The sequence below is a fragment of the Microbulbifer weihaiensis genome, assembly GCF_048323715.1.
Lineage (GTDB): Bacteria > Pseudomonadota > Gammaproteobacteria > Pseudomonadales > Cellvibrionaceae > Microbulbifer.
In genome coordinates this window covers 457,981-479,758 of sequence record NZ_JBLWFL010000001.1, presented here as the reverse complement: position 1 = coordinate 479,758, position 21,778 = coordinate 457,981, and the positions used below count along the sequence as shown (strand labels likewise).

The 21,778-nt window shown below is 55.1% G+C and carries 21 protein-coding genes; 13 read left to right on the top strand and 8 right to left on the bottom strand.

Annotation, left to right across the window (positions count from 1 at the left end):
• The first annotated feature begins 131 nt into the window (after positions 1 to 131).
• Positions 132 to 2,006 carry an amidohydrolase gene (locus ACNKU7_RS02035; RefSeq protein WP_418295289.1) on the top strand — a complete coding sequence of 625 codons (1,875 nt, stop codon included), beginning with the start codon at positions 132 to 134 and terminating at the stop codon, positions 2,004 to 2,006.
• A gap of 53 nt (positions 2,007 to 2,059) precedes the next feature.
• Here ACNKU7_RS02035 and ACNKU7_RS02030 read toward each other — a convergent pair whose 3' ends face one another.
• Together ACNKU7_RS02030 and ACNKU7_RS02025 are read right to left on the bottom strand one after the other, a co-directional pair.
• A complete protein-coding gene (locus tag ACNKU7_RS02030; RefSeq protein WP_418295288.1) occupies positions 2,060 to 2,674 on the bottom strand; it encodes a hypothetical protein in 615 nt (204 codons plus the stop codon).
• Positions 2,675 to 2,883: 209 nt separating this feature from the next.
• On the bottom strand, positions 2,884 to 3,801 hold the full coding sequence (locus tag ACNKU7_RS02025; protein WP_418295287.1) for a helix-turn-helix domain-containing protein: 918 nt from the start codon (positions 3,799 to 3,801) through the stop codon (positions 2,884 to 2,886).
• A gap of 228 nt (positions 3,802 to 4,029) precedes the next feature.
• Between ACNKU7_RS02025 and exaC the strand changes: the two genes are divergently transcribed.
• Positions 4,030 to 5,550: an acetaldehyde dehydrogenase ExaC gene (gene exaC / locus ACNKU7_RS02020; RefSeq protein ID WP_418295286.1), complete on the top strand. Its 1,521-nt coding sequence runs from the start codon at positions 4,030 to 4,032 to the stop codon at positions 5,548 to 5,550.
• Positions 5,551 to 5,613: 63 nt separating this feature from the next.
• On the opposite strand, the gene ACNKU7_RS02015 is transcribed toward exaC, so the two are convergent.
• The 3 genes from ACNKU7_RS02015 to ACNKU7_RS02005 form a co-directional block, all read right to left on the bottom strand.
• The gene (locus tag ACNKU7_RS02015; protein ID WP_418295285.1) at positions 5,614 to 6,303 is read right to left on the bottom strand and encodes a glutathione S-transferase; all 690 of its coding nucleotides are present in this window, start codon (positions 6,301 to 6,303) and stop codon (positions 5,614 to 5,616) included.
• Positions 6,304 to 6,354: 51 nt separating this feature from the next.
• Positions 6,355 to 7,053 (bottom strand): hypothetical protein, encoded by a 699-nt coding sequence (locus ACNKU7_RS02010; RefSeq protein ID WP_418295284.1) that lies wholly within the window; start codon positions 7,051 to 7,053, stop codon positions 6,355 to 6,357.
• A gap of 135 nt (positions 7,054 to 7,188) precedes the next feature.
• Complete coding sequence (locus ACNKU7_RS02005; RefSeq protein ID WP_418295283.1) at positions 7,189 to 10,095, bottom strand: M16 family metallopeptidase; 2,907 nt, start codon at positions 10,093 to 10,095, stop codon at positions 7,189 to 7,191.
• Between the two features lie 396 nt (positions 10,096 to 10,491).
• Here ACNKU7_RS02005 and ACNKU7_RS02000 point away from each other — a divergent pair, with 396 nt between their 5' ends.
• From ACNKU7_RS02000 to ACNKU7_RS01990, 3 genes are all read left to right on the top strand, one after another.
• A complete protein-coding gene (locus tag ACNKU7_RS02000; RefSeq protein ID WP_418295282.1) occupies positions 10,492 to 10,887 on the top strand; it encodes a hypothetical protein in 396 nt (131 codons plus the stop codon).
• The gene (locus ACNKU7_RS01995; RefSeq protein WP_418295281.1) at positions 10,887 to 11,840 is read left to right on the top strand and encodes a hypothetical protein; all 954 of its coding nucleotides are present in this window, start codon (positions 10,887 to 10,889) and stop codon (positions 11,838 to 11,840) included. Before ACNKU7_RS02000 ends, ACNKU7_RS01995 begins: the two co-directional genes overlap by 1 nt.
• A 210-nt stretch (positions 11,841 to 12,050) precedes the next feature.
• Positions 12,051 to 12,398: a hypothetical protein gene (locus ACNKU7_RS01990; protein ID WP_418295280.1), complete on the top strand. Its 348-nt coding sequence runs from the start codon at positions 12,051 to 12,053 to the stop codon at positions 12,396 to 12,398.
• 59 nt (positions 12,399 to 12,457) lie between these two features.
• Here the strand turns inward: ACNKU7_RS01990 and ACNKU7_RS01985 are convergent, their stop codons facing one another.
• Positions 12,458 to 13,081 carry a M16 family metallopeptidase gene (locus ACNKU7_RS01985; protein WP_418295279.1) on the bottom strand — a complete coding sequence of 208 codons (624 nt, stop codon included), beginning with the start codon at positions 13,079 to 13,081 and terminating at the stop codon, positions 12,458 to 12,460.
• A gap of 613 nt (positions 13,082 to 13,694) precedes the next feature.
• Between ACNKU7_RS01985 and ACNKU7_RS01980 the strand changes: the two genes are divergently transcribed.
• The 5 genes from ACNKU7_RS01980 (at position 13,695) to ACNKU7_RS01960 (ending at position 17,679) form a co-directional block, all read left to right on the top strand.
• Entirely contained in the window at positions 13,695 to 14,273 is a 579-nt protein-coding gene (locus ACNKU7_RS01980) for an HD domain-containing protein (protein ID WP_418295278.1), read from the top strand.
• Positions 14,274 to 14,420: 147 nt separating this feature from the next.
• Positions 14,421 to 14,864: a hypothetical protein gene (locus ACNKU7_RS01975; protein WP_418295277.1), complete on the top strand. Its 444-nt coding sequence runs from the start codon at positions 14,421 to 14,423 to the stop codon at positions 14,862 to 14,864.
• Between the two features lie 176 nt (positions 14,865 to 15,040).
• Positions 15,041 to 15,523: a hypothetical protein gene (locus tag ACNKU7_RS01970; RefSeq protein WP_418295276.1), complete on the top strand. Its 483-nt coding sequence runs from the start codon at positions 15,041 to 15,043 to the stop codon at positions 15,521 to 15,523.
• A gap of 144 nt (positions 15,524 to 15,667) precedes the next feature.
• Positions 15,668 to 16,828 carry an HNH endonuclease gene (locus ACNKU7_RS01965; protein ID WP_418295275.1) on the top strand — a complete coding sequence of 387 codons (1,161 nt, stop codon included), beginning with the start codon at positions 15,668 to 15,670 and terminating at the stop codon, positions 16,826 to 16,828.
• Between the two features lie 470 nt (positions 16,829 to 17,298).
• The gene (locus ACNKU7_RS01960) at positions 17,299 to 17,679 is read left to right on the top strand and encodes a hypothetical protein (RefSeq protein WP_418295274.1); all 381 of its coding nucleotides are present in this window, start codon (positions 17,299 to 17,301) and stop codon (positions 17,677 to 17,679) included.
• Between the two features lie 127 nt (positions 17,680 to 17,806).
• On the opposite strand, the gene ACNKU7_RS01955 is transcribed toward ACNKU7_RS01960, so the two are convergent.
• A complete protein-coding gene (locus tag ACNKU7_RS01955) occupies positions 17,807 to 18,022 on the bottom strand; it encodes a hypothetical protein (protein WP_418295273.1) in 216 nt (71 codons plus the stop codon).
• Positions 18,023 to 18,193: 171 nt separating this feature from the next.
• A complete protein-coding gene (locus ACNKU7_RS01950; RefSeq protein WP_418295272.1) occupies positions 18,194 to 18,937 on the bottom strand; it encodes a type 1 glutamine amidotransferase domain-containing protein in 744 nt (247 codons plus the stop codon).
• A gap of 148 nt (positions 18,938 to 19,085) precedes the next feature.
• Between ACNKU7_RS01950 and ACNKU7_RS01945 the strand changes: the two genes are divergently transcribed.
• The 3 genes from ACNKU7_RS01945 to ACNKU7_RS01935 all read left to right on the top strand — a co-directional run bounded on the left by ACNKU7_RS01945 (position 19,086) and on the right by ACNKU7_RS01935 (position 21,723).
• Positions 19,086 to 20,009, top strand: a complete 924-nt coding sequence (locus tag ACNKU7_RS01945; protein ID WP_418295271.1) for a LysR family transcriptional regulator — start codon at positions 19,086 to 19,088, stop codon at positions 20,007 to 20,009.
• A gap of 250 nt (positions 20,010 to 20,259) precedes the next feature.
• Positions 20,260 to 20,760, top strand: coding sequence for a hypothetical protein (locus ACNKU7_RS01940; protein ID WP_418295270.1), 501 nt, complete (start codon positions 20,260 to 20,262; stop codon positions 20,758 to 20,760).
• Positions 20,761 to 20,949: 189 nt separating this feature from the next.
• Positions 20,950 to 21,723, top strand: coding sequence for a hypothetical protein (locus tag ACNKU7_RS01935; protein ID WP_418295269.1), 774 nt, complete (start codon positions 20,950 to 20,952; stop codon positions 21,721 to 21,723).
• Positions 21,724 to 21,778: the final 55 nt, after the last annotated feature.

Below are 21,778 nucleotides of genomic sequence, written 5' to 3'. Positions count from 1 at the left end.
AGTCAGGGCCAGAATGAGGTTATTCATCGCTGGCCCCGAAATCTTATCAGGCACCAAAGGCTTTGACTGAAGCACCGGCAATCGGGGCTATATTGCAGTGACACACGGCAATTATTGAGGTCGCCGACCTGATGCATGTATTTCTGCGCTTATTTATCGCAACACTGCTTGGCGTAACCCCGCTACTGGCGCTGGGCGCAGGCACAGCGGACACCATATTCCACAACGGCACTATCCTTACCATCAATGACGCGCAGCCCAAAGCAGACGCCGTGGCAGTCAAGGATGGAAAAATCCTCGCGGTTGGAAAATACGAGGACGTGTCAAAAACCGCCGGCGTAAACACGCAGAAAGTTGATCTCGCGGGCAAGACCATGCTCCCCGGCTTTGTGGATTCCCATGGTCACGCATGGATGATCGGCATCCAGGCAATGACCGCGAATCTTTTGCCACCGCCGGACGGCACGGGCAAAGACATCCCTTCGCTGCTGAAACTGCTGAAAGACTGGGCCTCAGCCAACCAGAGCGCCATCAAACAGATCGGCTGGATAGTCGGTTTCGGCTACGACAATTCACAGCTGGCAGAACAGCGACACCCTACCCGCAAGGATCTCGACCAGGTTTCCACAGAACTCCCGATCCTGATCATTCACCAGTCCGGGCACATTGGTGTGGGCAACTCGAAGGCACTGAAAATTGCAGGCATCTCTGCTGACACCAAAAACCCGGAAGGCGGCGTGTTCCAGCGCGAGGCGGACGCCAAGACGCCCAATGGGGTCGCAGAGGAATATGCGTTCTTTCAGCTTGCCGCCGCCTTTGGCAAGTCGCTGGACGCGCAAGCCAACGAGCGCTTTGCGATCGAAGGTACCAGGCTGCTCGCGTCCTATGGCTACACCACCGCGCAGGAGGGGCGGGCCACCGGCGCCTCGTTGAATGCGCTAAGGCGCGTGGCAGACAGCGGCGCGTTGAAGATCGACGTGATCGTCTACCCGGATATTCTTGAGGTTCCTGATATCCACCCTACGCGGGAATACCACCACCACCTCCGGGTGGGCGGCGCCAAGCTCACCATCGACGGCTCGCCCCAGGGAAAAACCGCCTGGCTGACCAAGCCCTATTTCAAACCGCCACCGGGCCAGGACAAGGACTACCGCGGCTATGCCGCCATCACCGAACAGCAGACGCTGGACGCTGTAGAGAAAGCCTATGCCAACAACTGGCAGATTATCGTGCACTGCAATGGCGATGCTGCCATCGACCTGTTCATCAAGGCGGTCAAGGCCGCCGAAGCCAAGCATCCGAAGGTACACAACCGCCCGGTACTGATTCATGGGCAGACATTGCGCAGGGATCAGGTGGACGAGATCAAGAAACTTGGGATTTTCCCTTCACTGTTTCCCATGCATACCTTTTACTGGGGTGACTATCACCGGGAATCCGTACTCGGGCCGGAGCGCGCGGAAAATATCTCGCCCACCGGCTGGATACTTGAGCAGGGGATGATGTTCGGCACCCACCACGATGCGCCGGTAGCGCTGCCGGATTCCATGCGTGTGCTCTCTGCCACCGTGACGCGCCGCACCCGCAGCGGCCGCGTGCTCGGCCCGCAACATCGCGTACCGGTAGCAACAGCACTGAAAGCCATGACGCTGTGGCCAGCGTGGCAGCATTTTGAGGAAGACAAAAAGGGATCTATTGAAGTGGGAAAACTCGCTGATCTCGTTGTACTTTCTGACAACCCACTGACAGTGCCACAAGATCAGCTGGATGATCTCAAGGTATTGCAAACCTACAAAGAGGGGTTGTCGGTCTACAAGCGCGGATCAGCACAAGCGGCTGCACCATCTCCAGCCCTGTTCGGCATGACATTGCCCGGATTAAGATTGCCCGACGTAATCGCAGCCAATCTGCATGAGCCAGGTATCAATCATTTACATGGGGATGGATGTTTTAATGATGCCCTGAGCCTTTTGTTAAATGCGGTGGAGGAAAGCAGCCGGGAATAACCACTGCCCCGGCTGAATTCCTACAAGCATGCTTACATGTCCTCGACCTGCGACTAAGGGCAGTCCGTACAAAAGTCCCCGCTTAATTTCCCGGTAGTCGCGCCGAACAGGGCGTCACCAACGTAGCCTTCGGTGGCCTCGAGCACGACCCCTTCAGACTCGCTATAGAGGCTGCCGCTGGCACCTGAAAACTTGCCAGAACCGCCGGTGACATTGTAAGTCACCCCGAGTTCGAAGTGGTTCTGGCCATCATTGGTGTCCACGTACATACAACCATCTGGATTTACTGGCGCGCTGCCTGACCCGGCTTCCAGGTAAAGCTGCCCCTTTTTGAACGTCAATACAGCCCTTGACTTAGACACAAAAAATGCGATTCCGTCAAACTGACCATCCGCACTTTTGCAATAGCGCGCCGGGGAGAAGTAAGTCAGGTCACTGAGCGTTTGGCTCTGGTATTCTCCAGGGCCTTTCTTGTCGGTACTGCCATTCGCAATCGTTGAAATAACTGTCTCTCCATTAAACGTAAAAAATGAGGTCTCAAAAGACCCGGCAAATTCTCCCTTTTTGATACTGTATTCTTCGGCGCTGGCGACATTGCCACTGCACAAAGCAGCCGCAAAAACCATTGTGGCCGCCGTGTAACCCCTCTTTCCCGATACTGATTTCATGCGCCCTCCAATTGGCGTTTTTCCCCATTTTTACGCAACAGCCGGCAAAGAAATGAGGCAGTTAAGTGACGTAATGCCTGAACAGGCTGACTACTTCTGGCTAGAGGAGAATAGACGAGCGAGGGATAAACCTCGCTTCAAGTGGCGCGGGGCAGAACCCGTTAACAGTGATGATATCGGGCGAGAAAGTGAAATTGACAATCAGAATCCTACTGTGCGATAGCTACTGCGCAGGAATCACGATACTGCTTTGGGCTGATACCAAACTGCTGATGAAAGCGCCGACTGAAATGGCTCAGATGGCGATAACCGAGGTCGAAACATACGCGCGTCACGGACTCGCCCCGCGCCAAGCGCACTTTGGCCGCCTCCATACGCAGGTGCTGCTGGAATTCCAGGGGCGTGCAGCCAAGGTGTTTTTTGAATTCACTGAAAAAACGGCTGCGGCTCATGCAGGCGATTTTTCCCAGCAAATCAATATCCAGCGGCTGATCCAGGTTTTGCTGGATATGATGCAGCGCCGCGCCCAACCCATTGACCTCAGGATTGCTCTCGCACAGGCTCAGCAGGAAGCTTCGCGTTTGCTGGCGCAACATGCGCACAACCAGCTCGCTGATGCCGAAATCCACCAGTAAATCACGATCGTCGGAATTCTCGGTAAACGTACTAACCAGGCGCTGCAACAGCGACTGTGTAGCCGGGCTGTGGCGAGTGTGAATCAAAGAATCCGGGCGGTAACGCCAATCCTCGAACTCTCGCTGTAGCGGTGCCGTGCCATTCAACTGAGCACAGATCTTCTCAACCCGTTCGCGGGTTATTTCGACGGTCAGGCAGGAGGTTGGGTTTTCAATCCGCGCTTCGGGAAAGTCAATCGCAACCCGCTCGCCGGGAGCCAGCACAAAAGACTCCTGGGGCAGGAAGTCTGCACTGTAGTCATTGGCGGCATGCATGACTTTGCGCCCACTGATCATGCCGCAATACAGCAATTCGCCCGCAGACAGGCCAACCCGCTCAGCGGGGAGATAGGTGTCGTAAATGCTCAGTTCGGAGCTGGGGCCGGCAAACGACACCCGGTTCTCCACCAGCTCCCGCGGCTGACGCCGGCTGCAGGTCAGTGCTTCGCTCATAGGATTTCTGTCGTTGTTTTTATTTTATTGCAAGGCGCTGGATTCAGGGTCAACTGATCTGTACTCAGGGGAAAGTACCCTGCGCCCACAGTCGTTATGTTCTAGTGGCCAACAACCCAATAAGCCGGGGATCTCATCGCGCTTCAAGAGTACCCCCGGTGCCGGTAGAGCACAACGCCTCCGGCAGGCACCAACAAACAGAATAATCTCCCGAAGAGGAAAATAGCGATGATCTATGCACAACCCGGACAGGATGGCGCCCTGATCAACTTCAAAGCGCGCTATGAAAACTTTATCGGTGGCGAGTGGGTGCCACCGGTTCATGGCAATTACATGGAAAATATTTCGCCGGTGACCGGCGAGGTATTCTGTGAAGTGCCCCGTTCCAGCGCAGCCGACATCGAGTTGGCACTGGATGCCGCCCACGCCGCCAAAGATGCCTGGGGCAAGACCGCCGCCGCCGAACGCGCCAATACCCTGCTGAAAATTGCCGACCGCATCGAGCAGAACCTGGAACTACTGGCGGTGGCCGAAACCTGGGATAACGGCAAGGCCGTGCGCGAAACACTGGCCGCAGATATCCCGCTGTCGGTTGATCACTTCCGCTACTTCGCCGGCTGCCTGCGCGCACAGGAAGGCAGCATGGCGGAGCTCGACGAGCACACGGTTTCTTACCACCTGCACGAACCACTGGGCGTGGTCGGCCAGATCATTCCGTGGAACTTCCCGATCCTGATGGCCGCCTGGAAACTGGGCCCTGCCCTGGCCGCGGGAAATTGCGTGGTTCTGAAGCCCGCAGAGCAGACGCCAGCCTCGATTCTGGTGTTGATGGAACTGATCAGCGATCTGGTGCCCGCCGGGGTAATCAATATCGTCAATGGTATCGGTGAGGAAGCCGGCCAGGCACTGGCCTCCAGTAACCGCATCGCCAAGATCGCGTTTACCGGCTCCACCGCCGTCGGTGGTCACATCCTCAAGTGTGCAGCGGACAACCTCATTCCTTCAACCGTGGAGCTGGGCGGTAAATCCCCGAACATCTACTTCGCCGATGTGATGCAGCAGGAAGAGGCATTTATCAGCAAGGCGGTGGAAGGACTGGTGCTGGCGTTTTTCAACCAGGGGGAAGTCTGCACCTGCCCATCCCGCGCCCTGATCCAGGAATCCATCTACGACGACTTTATGCAGCATGTGGTCACACGCACCAGGACAATCAGGCGCGGTAACCCGCTCGATACGGAAACACAGGTCGGCGCCCAGGCTTCGGTGGAGCAGTTCGACAAGATCATGACCTATATCGAAATCGGCCAGCGTGAAGGCGCCGAGGTCATTTTTGGCGGCGGCGCCGAACAGCTCGAGGGCGAATTCCGCAAGGGTTATTACGTACAGCCGACACTGCTGAAAGGCCACAACCAGATGCGTATTTTCCAGGAGGAAATCTTCGGCCCGGTGGTGGGTGTCACTACGTTCAAGGACGAGGCGGAGGCGCTGGCGATTGCCAACGACACCGAATACGGACTGGGCGCAGGCGTGTGGACCCGGGACATGAACCTCGCCTATCGCATGGGCCGCAATATCCAGGCCGGGCGCATCTGGACCAACTGCTACCACCAGTACCCGGCCCATGCCGCCTTCGGTGGCTACAAGAAGTCCGGCATCGGCCGTGAAACCCACAAACGGGCGCTGGAGCACTACCAGCAGACCAAAAACCTGCTGGTAAGTTACGACACCAACCCGCTCGGTTTTTTCTGATCCATCATCCTGTAGGCATACTTGGGGAGCTTCGGCTCCCCTTTTTTAATGCCTTGTGCAAAATCAGGACGCCAGCATTTTGCGCAGGGATCGCTCGATCTGCCCGCCGCAATAACTGCGCTCCCAAACGCTACGCTGCTGCTCCAAGAAGTGCCGTATCGCAGGGCGCCCTTCAATGCGCCTTACCAGGGCCAACACCGCAGGCGCGTGCTCTTCCAGATCCGCCTCCAGAGCAGGAAACGCATACATCATGGTTCCAAACAACGCAGAAGTGGCGATATCCGCTACCGAAACCGTTGAGCCAAGCAGAAAGCCTTCGTCTTTTTCCAGACCATGATCCAACCCGGTCTTTTCGAAAACCCTCATCCAGTCCGAAAGGCGTGAGTAGCGGAAGGTCTCCCAGCTTTTCCTGTCCCACATCGCCAGCCCGTGGAAGTTGGTGATTTCCAGAAGCACGTCATTGCAATCAAGGATAGTTTTCAGGGCAAGGGTATGGGTTTCGTCACGCTTGGGCAGGTAGCCATATCGCCTGGCGACGTGCATCATTATCGCCGGCATCTGCGAAAAATATTTCTTGAGTTGGTAGTCATACAGGTAGGGCGAGGCCATGCCGGGGTTAGCAATTTTTAAGCTACGCTCCGGGTAAATTTCGGTAGCATCGTGCTTTGTATAGGCCGCATTCACATCTTCCAGAAGTAGCTGGATAAATACACCGCGAAATGGGAGATCCCAATAGTAGAGTTTATAGTCCATGGTTCGTGGGCGTCCTTCCTGATACCCGCTACATGCAAGCGGGCATTGCGTTCAGCACCAGCAGAAATGCAATCCCCAGCAGTGGCCGTGGCCCTTTTTATTACAGGCACAACGGGTTTTCGGGCAACTGCCGAAGCACTTGGTAAACCAGCGCCGATCTTTCTTCTTGAGTGGTTCGCGGAACCAGTGTGAATGACACTCAAAATAGGGCCAGGGATGCCCGGGATCCGGGGGGCTCGGGATATAGTCGATATGCGTTGCCAGCATTTCCCCGCGGAAGCACGGCGACACCAGCTCGCTCGCGCCGTTCTTTTTTCCCTTCCCGGAGAAGCTGACCGCGAGCCGCAACATGGCGCTCACCGGAAAATCACCGAGATTACCCTCGCTTTCCAGCAGTTCCATCAGGTCGTCAAAGGTCACCTCACCAAAATCGATATCCAGGTGAAACGATTCCGGAGGCTTCTTGCTACTGTCGAGCTCCTGCTCCCACTCCTCGACCAGGGCCGCACGGAGATCCGCACTGTGCTCGGCAAAGTGCAGGTTTGCAGCAACCCACTCACCTTTGCAATGTCCGGGCAGCACCAGGCGCACAACCGGGATGATACCGACAACAAACGTTTCACCAACCGTTTTGACGTCACCGGGCAGGCGAAACTGGGCCTGATCCCTCGGATCATCCGGAACCAGCTGCGAGATGTGATGGAGAGATCGCCAGTCCGGAGCGCCGACTTTAAGGTGACCACAAGCCATATCTTCCTCCTGCAAACCTTCTACTGCCACTTGAGCAGGTGGGAAGCGCCCTCCCTCGCGAGCAAGCGTTTTCCCGCATATACAAAGGTTATAGGCTCGGGCGCCGTAGATGGCGAAAAGCAGCGGATCGGCGTATTAGTGCGCTACCTGCACCACCTCCGAAGCCGCTGCGGCCTCGGTCAGCTGCGCGCCGTCAATTAGTGTCACTTCACCGAATCCCAGGTTTTGCAAACGACTGAGCTGCGTGGCCCTGTCGCCGACAACCACCCAGATCATGGAATCCGGCTGCATATAGGTTTCAGCGATTTTCTGCACATTCTGCACCGTCATGCCATTGGCAATAGCCTCGCGCTGGCGCACGTAGTCGGCAGGCCAGCCGTAGGTGCTCATGTTTTCCAGCAGGCCGAGTTTGGCGTTCGCGGTCTCGAACGCACGCGCGTTGCTTCGGGTCAAATAGGAGCGTGAGGTTTGCAGGTCTTCCCCGGTATAGGTCGGCGCATAGTCCTTGAGAATATCGCGAATCAGCTCCACGGATTCCGCAGTGACATTGGCGCGCACGCCGGTGCCGATCTGGAAGACACCCTGGGTTTTCTCCGCTGCGAGGCCGGAACCGATGCCGTAGGTGTAGCCTTTGCCTTCACGCAATTCCTGGGTGAGGCGCGATGCAAAACCGCCGCCGCCGAGAATGTAGTTGGTGAATACAGCGGGGTAGTAATCCTCCGACAGCGCAGACATGGCTGGGCGGCCGATGCGCAGTACCGACTGCTTGGCATCCGGCACGTCCACAAAATATATACCCGGTGCCACAGCCACGGACGGTGGATTGGGGATTTCCACCTTGTGTGCGGGCCAGCGCTTTGCGAGTGATTCGGTGGCGGCAATAAATTTTTCCCGGGTGATATCACCCACCACATGGGTGCGGGTCACGCTGGGCGACAGGTAGTCGCGGTGGTAGGCCTTCAGGTCGTCCATGGTGATGGCAGACACAGAGTCCTCGGTACCCAGCAGGCTGTAACCTCGAACGCTGTCCTTGCCATGCAGCAGGCGCGCAAAGGTATTGCTGGCAATGGCGTTGGGCTCGGAGGCGGCGCGGGTCAGCTGGCTCGCCACATTCTTCTTGGCGAGTACCAGTTCGTTTGCGTCCCAGCGCGGCTCCAGCAGCATTTCTTCCAGCAGTGCAAACACTGCCTCGAAGTTGCGCGCAAGGGTAGTGACATCAAAACGGAAACTGTCTTTATCTGCCGAGACCTCGATACTGGCACCGAGGGTCTGGATGGCTGTTTCCAGTTCCTCCGGTGTGCGCTTGGCCGTGCCGCGCTGCATCAGCATCGCAGTCAGGTTGGCCACGCCGGTCTTGTCCAGCTGCTCGTGCAACTGACCACCGTCGATCACCAAACTGAAGTTCACCGTGGGCACTTCGCGGCTTTCGATACCCGAGACCTGTAAACCGTTTGCCAGCGTTGCCTGCCACACGGCAGGCACCGTGGTTTCCGCGGGCTCGCCGTATTCCGGTTCCTTGCTGCGGTCAAACGTCGACGGGGTCCGCTCGTAGTCTGCCTGCACCGAGGCATCGAACTGCTCCTCAGCGCCGTTGACGATCTGCTCTTCCGCCACCTGCGCCACGCTGGAATCCGCCAGCGCCAGCTCGGCTTCGCCCTTGGGTACGAAGCTCGCCGCTACAAATGGTTTGCCCTTGATGTACTTATGGTAAACACGCTGCACATCGTCGGCGGTCACCGCCAGAAGGCGCTGGATATCCTCAGTCACATAGCCGGGATTCCCTGCGTAGATCTGGTACTGGGCCAGCTGGAAGCCCTTGCCGAGCACACTGGACAGGCTATTGTAGAAAGCGATTTCCTGACCCGCCTTGATGCGCTCCAGGTCTTTTTCCGCGATACCTTCTTTCTCAAACAGCGCAAATGCCTGTTCAATACCCGCGAACACCTGGTCGAGGTCGCGCCCCTCAAACGCCTGCACCTGCAGCTGGACCTGCCCCGCCAGCTCGGATTCGTAACCGCCCATGGACACGTCGGCGGTCAGCTGCTGGTCTTCCACCAGCACCCGGTACAGGGGCGCGCGCTTGCCGTCAGACAGGTATTCGGTCAGCACCGCCAGCGGGTAGCTGTCCGGGTGGTAGCGCTCCACCGCGGGCCACGCCAGCGTGAGCGCCGGCTCGCGGGCGAAGTTGTCTTCGTGGACGCGGCGCACCGGTGCCTTCAGAGCCGCCGCCTGTTTCGGTGCGCGCTCGATCGGCTCGCCCGCCGGTACCTCATCAAAATATTTGTGCACCCAGGCTTTGGCCTGCTCGGTATCGAAATCCCCGGCCACCACCAGGGTCACGTTGTTGGGCACATACCAGCGGCGGAAGAATTCCTTCACATCAGCCAGCGTCGCGTTCTGCAGGTCTTCCAGAGAGCCGATCACCTGCCAGTTGTAGGGGTGCCCCTGCGGGTACAGGTTGCGGTCGATGACGTACTGGGTGTGGCCGTAAGGGCGGTTGTCGTAGCTCTGGCGCTTCTCGTTTTTCACCACCTGTTTTTCCTTCGCCAGTACCGGCTCGGTCACGGTGTTGATAAACCAGCCCAGCTTGTCCGCCTCGGCCCACAGCATTTTTTCCAGCGCATCTTTGGGTACGGTCTGGTAATAGTTGGTGACATCGCGGGAGGTGGAGCCATTGGCCCCGGAGCCGCCGATGCGCGCACTCATTGCATCCAGCCCGCCCTTGCCCAGATTCTCGGACTCCAGGAACAGCAGGTGCTCGAACAGGTGCGCAAAACCGGTACGCCCCGCCTTCTCCCGCGCCGACCCCACATGGGCCGTCAGTGATACCGCCACCACCGGATCCGAGCGATCGATATGGAACAGCACATTGAGGCCGTTCTTCAGCTGGAACTGCTGGTAGTCGATGGCGAATTGGGTAGCGGTTTGCGCTGCGGGCCTGGATGTGGATTCGGTAGCGGGCTTGTCACAACCGACCAGCCCTAGGGCGGGAATGGATGCGGCGGCAACCAATGCCGCCGACCCGAATAAATTCCTTAACATGATGCGTTCCTGTACCTGGTGCGTTCACCTGTTCGTTATTGACGGGAAGATAGCAGGACTGTGGGCACCGGGCGACAGCGATGGCCCCAAGCACCAGATCCGTCCGGCGTTGAAATCACGCGCTTTACCGCAAGCGTCAGTCCTGCCCCAAGCCCTCTTTCAGCGCAGCCTTTCTTTGTCCCCATTCCCTGCACTCTTTCTATGCAAATATCCCGTGCACATGAGCCAAGCACCATGAACACGCAAACCAGAAAAGAATTGCGCGCCAAATTGCTGCCTGTTCGCCCTTACCCGTCGGTATTCCTCTGTTCCCGGTCGGCGCGGCGCAGTATTCTCTGGTGTCACCCATCGCTTGCTGTCGAAACGATCTCAGTTCAATAACTACGGGAAATCCACATGTCCTGGAGCAAACCCAACATGGCTGCAGGCGCGGCCTGGGGCACGCTTGCACATCCGGAAGTAGCGGAGATCAACGCAACCCTGACACCATTCTCCAGTGCCGGCAGCTACTCGCTGACCATGCTGCGCTACTACAACCCCGGTGCCTCTGCGCTTCACCAGGATGTAAAGGCGATAAACACCGCCGACAAATTTACTGCCTACCTGTTTCGGCTGTATCACCCGCGTTTTGAAAACCTGCCAGCGGGCGAAAGCACCAGCGCCCACCTCAAAACATTGAAAACACAAGTGGCGAACCTGCTCAAGCAGCCCGCAGGCAAGACGTTGGACGATCTCGCACAACTGCTGGACAGGCAGCTGGTATTCGCCGACGAGCTGGAAGGAACCGCATGATGGCAAAACGGATATCCGTGGCCCTGTGCGCACTCGGCCTGCTGTGCGCGGCAGCTACCGAGGCCGAGATCACGGACAGGAACTCCGTCAAGCTGGTGGCACTGAGCTCAAGCGAGAACCAGCGCACCGGCCTTGGAATCGATTTTGCGTTTCAGGATATCGAGCTGGGGTTCATCAATGCTTCTGCGCGTGGGATCTACTCGTTCGACGATGACATTCGTGCACAGGATCTGATGCACTTCGGCCTGGATACGGACATCGCGACCACCGGTGACTGCTACGAAACCGTTGTAGCTACCATGCAGGCACCGATCGCCATCGAGCCCGGTACCATTCCGCAACTGCCCGAAGGCGAAAGCCCGCGCAACCGGTGCCCGTTCGGCAGCTGGCAGGTAAAGGGCGCAATCAGCTACGAGACGGATCAGGAGTTCCACAACAAAAATACCGTGGCCGGCCTCACCGCCGCCTGGGAAATGCCATCGGCACAGGGAAGCCACGTTGTACGGCAGTTTTACTCACTGCTGGACTTTGTCCCGAGCATCATCCGCGCCGCCACCGGTCGCCCGGGGAGCGACAGCCTGCTGCTCGCAGAACCGGTCATGTCCCTCACCGTTGGCCAGGTTGATCCCCAAGAGGATGAAGTGCGGGAGCAACTGCTGGGCAAGCTCGACAGTTACTACCGCGCCGCAGCAGAAATATCCATGACCACTCCACTGGCGCAGTTTGACGGCCGCGACGTAATCCTCGCCTACGACTACCGCTACTACCGCGAACTGGATGCCGAGCAAGCCATCGTAGATGCGAACCTGCACCGCAGCCGGCTGCTGCAGTTCTCGCTGCGCATCCCCAGTGACAACCAGCGCGGTTATGCGTTTGTAGGGTACGCCTCCGGGCGCCTGCCGTTTGGGGTAGATGATGAAGTGTTGCAGCTGGGGTGGAACTACCAGCTATAGAACTTAGCGCACTAATGGAATTGATCTAACTTTTGTAAAATGAGGCCAATTTCTCGCAAACCATTGTTTATAATTTTGAAGACGGGGATGAATATCGGGAAAATACCGGAAAAATATCAGGAAATTTACCGGGATAACCAACCAATCAGTTAGGCGGCATGCCTATACCAGGGACGATTAAACAAGACCGTGTTCACAAGGAGAGAGAGCATGATGTTTCCAGAAAGGATTGAAACAGATAACGAGATTATCCTCAGAGCGAATATGCTGGGCTTTGTAATAGGGTTCATCTCTATGTCTATCGCGTATTTGCTGCAGAGTGACAGCTTCGGCGCGCTTGAGTCCACCTACCTCACGATCGCAGAAGTCGTATTTATGATCATCGGCTACGCATTTTTTGCGCGGGTCTTTTACCTGATTTTTGCGCACACCTCGGACATCCGAAAAGCGGCTGCACAGGGCCTCAACATCCATGTATCAGGCAGCGCGTTCAGCTTGAAACACCCGCTGGAACAGAGATATTCCAAATCTGAAATACTCAGCCACTCCAACACATAACTGTGTGAGACAGTCCGCCGAGGCCATATGGCCTCAGCAGGGCTGCCGGCTTGCCACCACTAACAGGCTACCAACCTCCTAAAGATCTCGGACATCAGCGTACCGGAGATAGCTTTTCGCTTGGGTATTCTGAATGGAGCACCGTCAACCGGACCCTCAAACACCGGATCGGTCACCGTATTGATAAACCAGCCCAGCTTGTCCGCCTCCGCCCACAGCATCTTCGCCAGCGCATCCTTGGGCACCGTCTGGTAGTAATTGGTGACATCGCGGGAAGTGGAACCATTGGCCCCGGAGCCGCCAATGCGCGCACTCATCGCATCCAGCCCACCCTTGCCCAGGTTCTCCGACTCCAGGAACAGCAGATGCTCAAACAGATGGGCAAAGCCGGTGCGCCCTTCCTTCTCCCGCGCCGAACCCACATGGGCCGTCAGCGACACCGCCACCACCGGATCGGAGCGGTCGAAGTGGAACAGCACGTTGAGGCCGTTATCCAGCTGGAACTGCTGGTAGTCGATGGAGAAATCGGGCTTGGCTTCTTGCTCGGCCGGGGCCTTGGACGCCGCCTCTGATTGCGGCTTCGGCTCGGACTGGGTACCGGAGCGGTCGCAGCCGAACAGGCTGAGAGCCGGGATGGAAAGTGCGGTCAGCAGCGCCAATGAGGCGGTAAGGTTGCGGGGCATGGGGCGATTCTTTGCATTGTTATGCAGAGGAAGATAGCAGGAGTCGTGGGGTTGGGCGACGGGGTGTCGGTGGGTTGAGGTTAAATTGGGTATGGATGGTGGAGCTACGGCTGTAAGGGATGCGTCCCTGAAATACCAGAACGCTTTACCGGATACACACTAGCGAGTACCTACAAGGCTGAAGAACAAGTCCATAACATGAAAGCTATCTCTGATCGGCGATACCCAAGCGTCCGCACCGCAAAATGTAAGTGAGTACAAACTTCGAAAATTGCAGCCGATTACAGCGCCTCGCCAATCATAGGGCTGCGTGTTATAACAGACGCCACAACATAAAATAGAACTGCGTCACATTTCGCACCAAAGGCTCTCCCTCGCTCATAGAAATTTTACTTTCCCCAAATAGTAACTGAAGCGCAAACAAGAGCGGCAACCAGCTCAGCAAGTCAGCATAGCTACCACTGCCCCAAGCGCTTCAGTGGAGTTCTGGCTCGAACCAGCGGACGAACATATTTAGGCAGAATGCCTAGATATAGGCATTTAATTCCAGATCTAGGCATTATTCCTAGATCTGGGGCTATTGAATAAACTGTTACATGCCGAAAGAGGTCGCATGGAAGATATCGAAAAAATTCTTGAGTTCATTGTTGAAGTAGAAAAACTAAAGGCGGTTACCCGAAAAACTCGACCAGTTGGCCTAGAGCGCTATGAAAATTCCGGTGAACATAGTTGGCATGTGGCACTTTGTGCGCTTGTGCTCAAAGAGTATGCAAATGAAGCTGTGGATATAAACCGAGTCGTAAAAATGTTGCTTATTCATGATCTGGGCGAAATAGGTAGCGGGGACCGTATCGTGTATCAGGCTTTATCTGATGCTGAGAAAATGGAAGAGAAGGATAGTCTTAAAGAAACGCTAAATATCCTTCCACAACATTTGGCATCTGAATTTATTCAGCTGTGGGAAGAGTTTGAGGATGGCCTAACTCCGGACGCAAAATTTGCCAAGTCAATAGATCGGCTACCTCCACTACTACACAATATTTATGATAACGGCCACAGCTGGAAGAAAAACAACATTTCTAAAGAACAGGTATTTGAGGTTAACTCAAAAAAAATATCTTCGGGTAGTAAAGCATTGTGGCGCGTAGTAGAGGAAAGACTCAACAAAGCTGTTGAAGCCGGTGCTCTGTAGCCGCATGTAACAAGCAGCGGCAGAGCGACAGCCAACGCTACGCACCTTTTGTGTTACTCGCTGGCGCTCAAACATTAACACAAAATGCGCTCCGCGCTGGCTACGCCTGCGCTGGGCGTTATGATTCAGTCAAATTCGAGAATATGCATGGACGATAAAGTTAAAAAGATAATTACTCCCGAAAAATGCGAAATTTTTGCAAAGAACTGTAGCGAGCGAGGGCGCGAAGATTTGGCTCTACAAGCTAAAGAGCGTGCTGTTCAGCTTCGCGCAGAAGCTTATGGTGCGGAGACGCAAGCGGAACGCGAAGCTCTTGAGGCTGTGTATGCATACGAAGAAGTGTTGAGTACAAAGAATGGGAAGAAAACTCGTGCCGGCCGCACTTGGCAAATGATTTCTCGCCACGGGATCATTGGTGCCGTAGAAAGAGCTGTCAACCGTCCAACTGAAACTCAAGGTTATACCTCTCTAGTAGAAATGGGGCTAGAGGATTATGCATTTGAAAATGTCATCCTTCGTTACCCTGATCTATTCAGTGAGCAAGCAGTTAGCATCTCAAGAGAGCGTATGGAACAGTGGCAAAGCTCATAACAATCACAGGCAGTAAAGCTCCGGCCCTTCGGGCCTCCGCGGGACAGCTTACCTTATGCACGTTTTGCGCGGGTCGCTACGCTCCCATTTTCGCGCAAATCGCGCATAAGGTAAGCTGCCCCTGCTGTGGGCGTTAGCTGTAAAGCGAGTAAATAGCATACATAGTAGGGATTTTGATGGGATTAGAGTGGAGTAAAAATACTGGGCCAAATCCATTTGGTGTAGTAGTTGGTGACTTAACGGAGCACGAAATTCATTTTTCAGATCGCGAATCTGAAGATGATCGCTCTGTAAATTCTGATGTCATTGATTGCTTAGACTATTCAATAAGCTTCCTGCACAAAAATATTAAGCATAACTCTAGATTTTTTTTGATTGAATGGGATGTTGTCTACTCGGTTCTAACTATTGTCGTTACTGACGATGCTAAGGAAATAGATTCACCCATTGCGGTCAAATGCCAGTTCACTCATATAGATCGCAGATTCCAACCCGAGTGTTTTGCTTCAATTTCAGAGTGGGAGTCTTCAGTCAAAGACTACGCTGAAAATGTAAAATTTTGGTGTAAAGAACACCTGTCTACAAGTAGCGCGTTCTCCAAATTTTCTCTAATAGCGTTATTTACAAGAGAAGGAAGGGCGGAGTCCAGCCTGCTATAGGCAGCTAAAAAAGCAATGCAGCCGACGTCTTACTTTGTGCGCTTTTTGCACTGTCGCTGCGCTCCCATTTTCGTGCAAAAAGCACACAAAGTAAGCCGCGCCTGATTGCGGCGTTAGAGCGAAATTCGAGTTCGAAAATAGATCATGGATCATACATTAAATAAACGAAGGATTCCGTCGGCTGAAATGCGGGCGAACCTCATTGCAAAACACAATAATAAATGTGCAATGTGCTCCATTTCTGGAGAGCAAATCCCTTTAGAGCTAGCTTCGATTACGCCGCTCCATCAAGGTGGTAGCATGGCGGAAGAGAATTTCCTTCTGCTATGCCCAAATTGTCATCGGTATATGGACATGGGTCCAAAAGAGATTGAGTTTGTAAACTTCCTTTATCAGGTTCTTAAGGAAACGAGCCCTAATCAAAATATTCAACTTGAAGCGATAATTGGAGAATCTCAAAGGGCAAGAGCAGACATTCTTATAGAAGACAGCCGGAAAGCGAAGATCCTTATTGAGTGTAAATCCAATAAAGCAATCACAAGAAGCCACAGCTCTAAAATAATCGAACAAATTTTGGAGTACGGCAAGCTTATAGGCGAATGCAAAAAAGTCCTGGCCATACCTGGTAGATTGCCGAACGAGATAAAGCACAACATTGAATCTCACGACATAGAGGTGTGGGACGCAGACTATCTCATTAAGAATTTCAAAGCGGGAATACAAAAAGCTGATAGTAGCTACTTTAAAATGCTTCTAACTGCCATTGCCGGGGAGCAAGAAGGTAGTAGAGATCGAGACTTGCTTGGCAAGTTAAAGGCATGTAATCCGGGTCGTAAAGATTGCTACTTATATCAGGGCCTCATTGGTGAAATCATAGAAGAATTATTTTGCCCTCCTCTTGATAAGCCGATTCAAGAAGTTAACGATTTTACCAAGTCAAACCGAAGAGATTTCATTGTACCAAATTATGCAACGGATGGGTTTTGGTCATTTTTGCGCGAAAAATACTCTGCAGACTATGTTGTCGTAGATGCAAAAAATTACTCTAGAAAAGTGAAGAAGAGTGATGTCCTTCAAATCGCGAATTACCTAAAGCCTCATGGAGCGGGTTTATTTGGCATCATATTTTCTAGAAATGGCGGTGACTCCGCTGGTTGCTTGCACACCATTCGAGAACAATGGATGGTACATCAAAAATTGATTCTTGTACTTGACGATACTGATGTAGAAAATATGCTTTTATCATCGGGCGGTGCTGAAGATTTAATCGGAGCAAAAATTGAAGAATTCAGGCTGTCCATGTAAATGCTCTAACAAGGCGCTGCATTCGGAAAAATTTTCCGCTGCGCTCCAAATTTGCCGGTGAGCTTGGCGTTAGGTTCAAGACTTACCCACAGAAAGTAGACACCCTGTATAGTTAGGTTTCTGCCTAACACGGAGGTGTACCATACGTAAGAATAAGGCATTGGTATTTACGGAAGAATTCTCGCTGAAAGCCGTTCGTCGTAGTGGCCAGGATGGCATTACCTCCGTCGGTGTAAATATTTGAGCCGCTGCCGTTAACCGCGAGGTTCTTCGGGTATTCCACACTGTACGTTGCCACCTGCATCCAATCCATTACTTTGCTGGACTGCGAATCACATTGTGATATAAACGGCCCTAATCGTAGTGAGCAACAAATACCCGGCCCCTAAACTGGAACTACCGAACTATCTCTTCGCGCGGATTAGCTGCTCACGTCTACTTTGTGTCAGATTCATTAGACGAAACGAAAAATGACTTCAACTGACATATGGATTGTATTTTTGAAATGCCGCGCCCTTCCCGGCTGCGACATTGATTTTGACGACTGCGATTTCTATTTTTGCGAGGCATTTGTGCCTTCACCATCTTCGGCTGACATCCTAAATACACTGCAAGAAATAGTAGGCAACGCAAGAAATGGCCTTATGGACAAGAAATTCGAACTCGTCGATGCCTCTAAAATAATCCGCTTTGATCAAGCTCAGTGGGAAGTAATCGGCGATAACGGCAATGATGTTGCCGCCCATGCCTTAGAGGCTGCCTCTTCACAACAAACTGTTTTCAGCGTCTTCAGGTCTGAAGAAGTTGAGGATGAAGTTCAATACAAACACACAATTTTCAACCGCGATTAATAGCGAGTTAAAAGAGGTTGAAATATTATCAGCTCAGATAGTTGGCGCCGCGTCAGTAATTACTGACTTTGGATCAACCTCACCTGGAATTTCCTGAATCTGCTTGTCCAATTTTTCTTTCGGGTTATTACTTTCCGTGCTCATCGCCGGTGTCATCTTCGTAAGGGTCCGGGTCGTCGAGAATTTTTTTCATATCACCCGATACAAGACCATCGGGCTCATTGATTTCATCCGAGTCGATATTGCGAATATGCTGTCGCGCACGACGAATGGCTTCCGAAATATCTCTGGAGTCACGCTCTCGCTGCTTATCGCTAATGTGCTTAACTTTTTCTTTGCTCATGACATTCAATGACAGTCGGATATTTATGCCCTCTGCATCCGTAGCATAGGTAATCCCAATCCGTTGATAGTAGGCTTTTACCTCTACATGAGAAACAAAAGAGCCCGGTGACCACCTGTGTCAGTCTCAACACAGTCAGTCACCGGGCTCTTTACGTTTACGAGCTAGCGTTTACTTCTTCAGGGCCTTGGCCAGCACCTGACCCAGCTCCGCCGCAGACTGCGGGTTCTGGCCGGTGATGATGCGGCCGTCCTGTACCACAAAGCTTTCCCACGCTTTGCCTTCCTGGTAGTTGGCGCCGAGTGCGGTCAGCTCGTCCTGCAGCAGGTAGGGCACTACCTCTGCCAGGCCCACCGCTTTTTCTTCCACATTGCTGAAGCCCGCGACCTTCTTGCCGGCAATAATCGGCTTGCCGTCTGGGCCTGTGACGTTCAGCAACGCCGCCGGGCCATGGCACAGTGCCGCCACATAACCGCCGTCTGCATAGATGGCGGAGGCGACGCTGTTCACCGCGGGGCTCTTGGGGAAGTCCCACACGGTGCCGTGGCCGCCGGCGAACAGGATGGCCTGGTAGCGCTTGGGACTGACGTCCGCGAGCTTGCGGGTGTTGTCCAGCAGGCTGCGGGTTTGCGGGCTGGCGAGGAATTCAAAGTTCACCGCATCGTCATCCGCCAGGCTGCGCGCGTCCACCGGTACCGCACCGCCCTTGATGCTGGCGATTTCCACTTCAAAGCCCGCCTTTTTGAGCTCGTGGTAGGGGTGGGTCAGTTCCGACAACCACAGGCCGGTTTTCTCGTCGGTATCCCCCATCTGCTCGTGGCTGGTGGCCACGATCAATACCCGCGGCGCGGCCAGGGCGAGGCTTGCGGACGACAGCGCCAGTAGCGCCACAACGATCGAAAACAGTTTCTTCATGTAAGGTCTCCAATAGACAGTTTGCGCCGGCAGCCGGCCCCGCTCGGGCGGGCCGCTGCCGGATTGGGGGCTATGCTAGGGCAGATCCTGATATAAGATAATTCGATTCATTGAATTACAGTCTTTCAAAATTTGAATATCGGAAACTATGAATATCGGGAATAAAGACCTGAACCTGCTCAAGCTGTTCCAGGTACTGTACGAGGAGCGCAACGCCTCGGTGGCGGCGGAGCGCATGAACCTGAGCCAGCCGGCGCTCAGCCACAAGCTGGCCAAGCTGCGCAGCGAGTTCGACGACACCCTGTTTGCCCGCGCCCCGCGCGGACTGACGCCGACGCCGCGGGCACACCAGCTGGCGCCGCAGATCCAGGCGCTGGTGCGCTCGCTGGAATCCTTTTACGACTACTGCGACGAAGAGAGCTTCCTGCTGCGGGAAGACCGGGTGCATATTTTTGGCACCGACTTTATCGAACAGTTGTTGCTGCCCAAACTGCTGCCGGTGATCAGTGAGCAGGCGCCCAAACTGCAGCTGGTGTTTCACAACACCCGCGGCCGCCTGCCGCGCACCGAGCTGGAAACCGGCGCCTGCGATATCGCCATTGCGGGCTTCTTCGAGCAGTTGCCCGCGTCTTTTTATCAGCAGAGGGTGCACAAGGAGGGCTTCAGCGTACTGGCGAGCCGCAGTAACCGGCACATACAGGGGGAACTGGACCTCGAAGCCTTCCTGGCCTGCGGGCACCTGGTCACCACCCTGACCGGTGACCTGGACGGTATTGTGGACAAGAAACTGCACAAGCTCGGCCACCAGCGGCGCATCGTGGCGGGACTGTCGAGCTTCCTGTCCCCCGCCACCACCGTCGAGGGCAGTGACCTGCTGATCACCTGCCTGAGTTCGGTGGCCAAGCAGGCCTGCCGCAGCCTGCCCGACCTGGTGACCTACCCCTGCCCGGTCAAACTTCCGGACGTGGATATTCTGCAGATCTGGCACCAGCGCACCCAGGACGATCCGTTGCGGGCCTGGTTGCGCCAGCGGATCAAGGCGGCACTGGCAGCGGTCAGGCGCTCAACGTAACCGACCGCACTGGGAGCTCCGTTAAGGCATCAATTTGCGCCCCAACGACGTGGCGGTGGCACACAATGTGAGCGAGCGCAAACTTCCAGTTATCGCCATGTCACACACTATCCTCCGCGAGGTTTTTGCGTGCTATAACACACCCCAAACGGCGAGCAGGCGCCATTCCCAGCGGGTAACCGATCGCGCCCTGCCAGTTACACACGACCGTTACCAGATAATAAACAACACGAAAAAGAGCAGATCCCAGATGAAAAAGACTCTTTGCCTGCTACTCGGCACCCTCGCCCTGCAGGGCTGCGCCACCCTGCTGCCCCCCAATAACCCCGACGAATTTGCCGAGAAACTGAGCGACTCCACCTTTGGCCGGGTATACAGCACCGCCCCCGCCATCCCCTACCGGGATTCCGTGCGCAACCTGCAGATCAATATGGACAGCTGCGTGGAGGGCATCCGTCAGGACGCCACCATCAATACCCTCAACAACCTGATCGGCGGCGCCTCCGGCATCTGGCACTACGCCATCACCGCCGTCACCGACACCCTCACCCAGTTCACCATACGCCGAGAAGCCCTGGGCCTGAGCGGCCCGCAGCACGAGGGCGGCAATATAGTGGCGGTGATCAATGTGGAGCAGGAGCAGGATGCCGGCGTGTCGATCACCGGCTATTCGCCCTGGGGGTCGCATTGGTTTATGCAGCCGGTGATGGCCTGGGGTGAGGGGGAGAATGCGGCTTGCCCGATTGGGTGATGTAACCGCGCAACAATGCCCGGGGTTCTTCCGGGCACCTTCGAAAATTACTCTCACTCGGTTTCATGACCCAAAACCCATTGGCAGCGAGTGCCAGATGCATAGGCCGGGCCGATGGTTTGGGATTTGCCGCGCGCAGACCAAGGCACCAGCATTTGAGGCTCTACTGATAAAAAGACACTGGTTGCCATGCGTACTCCACTCCCGCTAATACTTTCCACCCTGTGTGCCGTCTGTCTGCCGCTGCTCGCAGACCATGTAAACGCTGCCGAGCGCTCACAACCTGAGCTCGATGGTGTGGCTGTCCTGATTGCCACCGACCACACTCGCCCGGGCGAGTACAGTGAGGCCAGTAACGGCGCCGAGGGCCGCGAGCGCGACTATATCGACCCGGCTGCAGACTACCTTGCCGGGGCGCTGCGGGCACAGGGGCTTACGGTGGAAATCGCGCGCGTTGAAGAGCAGCTCCCCACCGCGCGCATTGCCAACAAACTGGATTTCGATAACGCCTATGCCGCCTACGACGATTTGTTACGCAGCGCGGTGCATGCAGGCAGCACGATTGTGGCACTCCATTTTGATGCCGACCGCTTACCGCCCGAAGCCAGCCTGGCCGATGCCGAGTACGTTGGCGGAGCACAGATTATTGTGGACGACCGCTCGCTCAGCGCCAGCACTAAGGCTCTCGCCACACAATTACTGGAGCAGGACAAAATTCTGCAGACGCTGGCGAGACAGGGTGCCAGGCTGAGACCGGACTATACGGATAAGCTGCGTATGCAGAAAAACCAGACTTTGCATATTGCCGGCAAATCCAGCGGCGGCGCTTTTCTGCTGGAGCTGGCCCCTCAACAGCAGGCCCGCGAGCAATTTGGCAACCCGCAACAGGTTACCCGTGCACTAGGCCCGGCACTGGACCAGCTGGCCGAAGCCATTGCGCGGTTCCGCAGCGCTCAGCTGTGAATAATCCGCTCGCAGCCCCCTGAGTCAGAAGGATCATTTCAGGTGTCAGCGGCCC

Bases quoted from the DNA above. Each gene is read 5' to 3' on its own strand.
- ACNKU7_RS02030 (WP_418295288.1), bottom strand. From the start codon at position 2,674: ATGAAATCAGTATCGGGAAAGAGGGGTTACACGGCGGCCACAATGGTT.
- ACNKU7_RS01975 (WP_418295277.1), top strand. From the start codon at position 14,421: ATGGACGATAAAGTTAAAAAGATAATTACTCCCGAAAAATGCGAAATT.
- ACNKU7_RS01955 (WP_418295273.1), bottom strand. From the start codon at position 18,022: ATGAGCAAAGAAAAAGTTAAGCACATTAGCGATAAGCAGCGAGAGCGT.
- ACNKU7_RS02005 (WP_418295283.1), bottom strand. From the start codon at position 10,095: ATGTTAAGGAATTTATTCGGGTCGGCGGCATTGGTTGCCGCCGCATCC.
- ACNKU7_RS01965 (WP_418295275.1), top strand. From the start codon at position 15,668: ATGGATCATACATTAAATAAACGAAGGATTCCGTCGGCTGAAATGCGG.
- ACNKU7_RS01980 (WP_418295278.1), top strand. From the start codon at position 13,695: ATGGAAGATATCGAAAAAATTCTTGAGTTCATTGTTGAAGTAGAAAAA.
- ACNKU7_RS01940 (WP_418295270.1), top strand. From the start codon at position 20,260: ATGAAAAAGACTCTTTGCCTGCTACTCGGCACCCTCGCCCTGCAGGGC.
- ACNKU7_RS02025 (WP_418295287.1), bottom strand. From the start codon at position 3,801: ATGAGCGAAGCACTGACCTGCAGCCGGCGTCAGCCGCGGGAGCTGGTG.
- ACNKU7_RS01970 (WP_418295276.1), top strand. From the start codon at position 15,041: ATGGGATTAGAGTGGAGTAAAAATACTGGGCCAAATCCATTTGGTGTA.
- exaC (WP_418295286.1), top strand. From the start codon at position 4,030: ATGATCTATGCACAACCCGGACAGGATGGCGCCCTGATCAACTTCAAA.
- ACNKU7_RS01990 (WP_418295280.1), top strand. From the start codon at position 12,051: ATGATGTTTCCAGAAAGGATTGAAACAGATAACGAGATTATCCTCAGA.
- ACNKU7_RS01995 (WP_418295281.1), top strand. From the start codon at position 10,887: ATGGCAAAACGGATATCCGTGGCCCTGTGCGCACTCGGCCTGCTGTGC.
- ACNKU7_RS01960 (WP_418295274.1), top strand. From the start codon at position 17,299: ATGACTTCAACTGACATATGGATTGTATTTTTGAAATGCCGCGCCCTT.
- ACNKU7_RS02035 (WP_418295289.1), top strand. From the start codon at position 132: ATGCATGTATTTCTGCGCTTATTTATCGCAACACTGCTTGGCGTAACC.
- ACNKU7_RS01985 (WP_418295279.1), bottom strand. From the start codon at position 13,081: ATGCCCCGCAACCTTACCGCCTCATTGGCGCTGCTGACCGCACTTTCC.
- ACNKU7_RS02000 (WP_418295282.1), top strand. From the start codon at position 10,492: ATGTCCTGGAGCAAACCCAACATGGCTGCAGGCGCGGCCTGGGGCACG.
- ACNKU7_RS02015 (WP_418295285.1), bottom strand. From the start codon at position 6,303: ATGGACTATAAACTCTACTATTGGGATCTCCCATTTCGCGGTGTATTT.
- ACNKU7_RS01935 (WP_418295269.1), top strand. From the start codon at position 20,950: ATGCGTACTCCACTCCCGCTAATACTTTCCACCCTGTGTGCCGTCTGT.
- ACNKU7_RS01950 (WP_418295272.1), bottom strand. From the start codon at position 18,937: ATGAAGAAACTGTTTTCGATCGTTGTGGCGCTACTGGCGCTGTCGTCC.
- ACNKU7_RS01945 (WP_418295271.1), top strand. From the start codon at position 19,086: ATGAATATCGGGAATAAAGACCTGAACCTGCTCAAGCTGTTCCAGGTA.
- ACNKU7_RS02010 (WP_418295284.1), bottom strand. From the start codon at position 7,053: ATGGCTTGTGGTCACCTTAAAGTCGGCGCTCCGGACTGGCGATCTCTC.